Raw genomic sequence first — 2,299 nt, forward strand, 5'->3', positions numbered from 1 at the left:
CGCCGCCGACCGGGTCGTGCCGGTCGCGCCGGGGGGCGCGGCGCCGGTCGTGCCGCGCTCCGGATCGACCCCGACGATCGAGTCCACCAGCGCCCCGAGCACGAGGTTCTCCCCGGGCCTGGACTGGAACCGGTGGAGATTGATGGTTCCGGAGACGAGCGCGACCGAACGGGGCTCGACCGCCGCGACCCTCAACATCGGGACGAAGATCCGCCGACGGGTCGGCAGCTCCACCACCAGTCCGAGCACCCGGGGCTGCTTGTGCCGGGCACGCATCGTCACCACGACGTCACGGATCCGCCCGATGTCGTCCCCGTCAGGGCCGATCACCGGCAGTCCGGCTAGCCTGGCGACGAACGCCTTGTTGAGGTTCGCCATGCGGACCAGGTTAGTCCCCGGGTGGTGGATCGCACCCCGCCCGCACCGCACCGGAAGGGAGTGCCCGCAGATGACCCCCGCCCAGTACTCGGATCCCGCACCGTCGGATTCCGCCGCGGCGACGATCGCCGATCTCCGCGCCCGCCCACGGCGCACGGTCCTCGCCGTCCCCGGCAGCAGCGTCAAGATGATCGACAAGGCGCGCGGCCTGCCGGTGGACGAGGTGTTCCTCGACCTCGAGGACGCCGTGGCGGGACCGGCAAAGGAGCAGGCCAGGGAGAACGTCGTCGAGGCGCTCACCACGGAGGGCTTCGCCGCGCCGACGGTCGTCGTGCGGGTCAACGCGTGGGACACCGAGTACACGGTCCGCGACGTGACGGAGGTGGTCGGCCGGGCCGGCGCCCACGTCGACGCACTGCTGCTGCCCAAGGCGCGGTCCGCCGCGGAGGTCCGGGCCCTCGACCTGGTCCTGACCCAGGTCGAGAAGTCAGCGGGACTGCCGGTCGGGCACATCGGGATCGAGCCCCAGATCGAGGACGCGCTCGGGCTCACCCACATCGATGAGATCGCCGCCGCCAGCCCCCGGGTCCTGACGCTGGTGTTCGGACCCGCGGACTTCATGGCCTCGATCGGCATGCGCACGCTCACCGTGGGGGAGCAGCCCGAGGGCTACGCGCCGGGAGACGCGTACCACCACGTGCTGTTGAGCATCCTCGTCTCGGCCCGCGCGCACGGACTGCAGGCGATCGACGGGCCGTTTCTCAAGGTGAGGGACGTGGAGGGTTTCCGACGGGCGGCGGCGCGCACCGCGGCGCTGGGATTCGACGGCAAGTGGGTCCTGCATCCCGCCCAGGTCGACGCGGGCAACGAGGTGTTCAGCCCACGCCAGGACGAGTTCGACAAGGCGGAGGGGATCCTCGCCGCCTACGCCCACTCGACATCGGCCGAGGGAGGGGCTCGCGGCGCGGTGATGTTCGGGGACGAGATGCTCGACGAGGCCAGCCGCAAGATGGCCCTGGTGGTCTCCGCACGGGGTCGGGCGGCAGGGATGACGACGTCGGGTACACACGAGACCGGTCCCCACGGGTCGGCGACGGAAGGATCGAACTGATGACCACTCCCATCTCCCCGACCTCCGGCAGGACCGGTCGCGGTCAGACGCCCGGGCTCCCCACCCCTCCCACCGGATGGGTCGTGGGTTCCTACCCGACCTACGCCCAGGCGCAGGCCGCCGTGGATCACCTCGCCGACGAGGACTTCCCCGTCCACGAGGTGACCATCGTGGGCGTGGACCTCATGCAGGTGGAACGTGTGACCGGCCGCCTGACCTGGCCCAAGGTCCTGCTCGGCGGACTGGCGACCGGGGCGTGGCTGGGGCTCTTCGTGGGTCTGCTCGTCGGGATATTCACCCAACCGATGTGGGGGGTCGTCCTCACCGGACTCGTGGGCGGTTCGGTCTTCGGTGTGGTCTCGGCGTCGCTGTCGTACGCCGCGACGCGGGGGAAGCGCGATTTCGCGTCGACCTCGCAGCTGGTCGCCGGGCGCTACGACATCCTGTGCGAGCCCGCGAACGCCGAGAAGGTCCGCGACGAGCTCGCGCGCCTCGGCCTCTCGTGAGTCTCCCGGGAGCCGGATCCGACCCGCCGGCCGTCCTGGCAGCGGTCCGGGAGCACCTGGTCACTCATCTGGGCCCGGAACCGCAGGAGGCGTCGGTCACCTTCCTGGGGGCCGCTCCGATCCGGGTCCTGCGCTTCGTGGACCTCGAGTCGGGGCTGGTCCGCTACGTCTCGCTCGGATGTTCGGCCGATCCCATGGGTGACCCGTCCGCCCTCGTCCCCGACCCGGCGGCGCCACGGGCCGAGCTCTGCCTGGTGCTCCGGGGCGGGGTCGACGGGGTCGTGCGCGCGCTGGCCGTCCTCGC

General features: G+C 71.7%; 4 protein-coding genes. 3 read left to right on the plus strand and 1 reads right to left on the minus strand.

Annotated features, from left to right (window positions below):
* On the minus strand, positions 1-378 hold a 378-nt coding region (locus G6019_RS16335; RefSeq protein ID WP_182628058.1), incomplete at its 3' end, for a PRC-barrel domain-containing protein.
* A gap of 70 nt (positions 379-448) precedes the next feature.
* On the opposite strand from G6019_RS16335, the gene G6019_RS16340 reads away from it, so the two are divergent.
* The 3 genes from G6019_RS16340 to G6019_RS16350 all read left to right on the plus strand — a co-directional run.
* Complete coding sequence (locus G6019_RS16340; RefSeq protein WP_182613020.1) at positions 449-1,489, plus strand: HpcH/HpaI aldolase/citrate lyase family protein; 1,041 nt, start codon at positions 449-451, stop codon at positions 1,487-1,489.
* A complete protein-coding gene (locus G6019_RS16345) occupies positions 1,489-1,995 on the plus strand; it encodes a general stress protein (protein ID WP_107756742.1) in 507 nt (168 codons plus the stop codon). Before G6019_RS16340 ends, G6019_RS16345 begins: the two co-directional genes overlap by 1 nt.
* Positions 1,992-2,299 (plus strand): suppressor of fused domain protein (locus G6019_RS16350; protein ID WP_182628060.1); only part of this gene is annotated, 308 nt, incomplete at its 3' end. The genes G6019_RS16345 and G6019_RS16350, both read left to right, overlap by 4 nt.

This window comes from Dietzia sp. DQ12-76 (genome assembly GCF_014145045.1).
Taxonomy (GTDB): Bacteria; Actinomycetota; Actinomycetes; order Mycobacteriales; family Mycobacteriaceae; genus Dietzia.

Coding starts and splice junctions, on each gene's coding strand:
- G6019_RS16340 (WP_182613020.1), top strand. CDS start 449: ATGACCCCCGCCCAGTACTCGGATCCCGCACCGTCGGATTCCGCCGCG.
- G6019_RS16345 (WP_107756742.1), top strand. CDS start 1,489: ATGACCACTCCCATCTCCCCGACCTCCGGCAGGACCGGTCGCGGTCAG.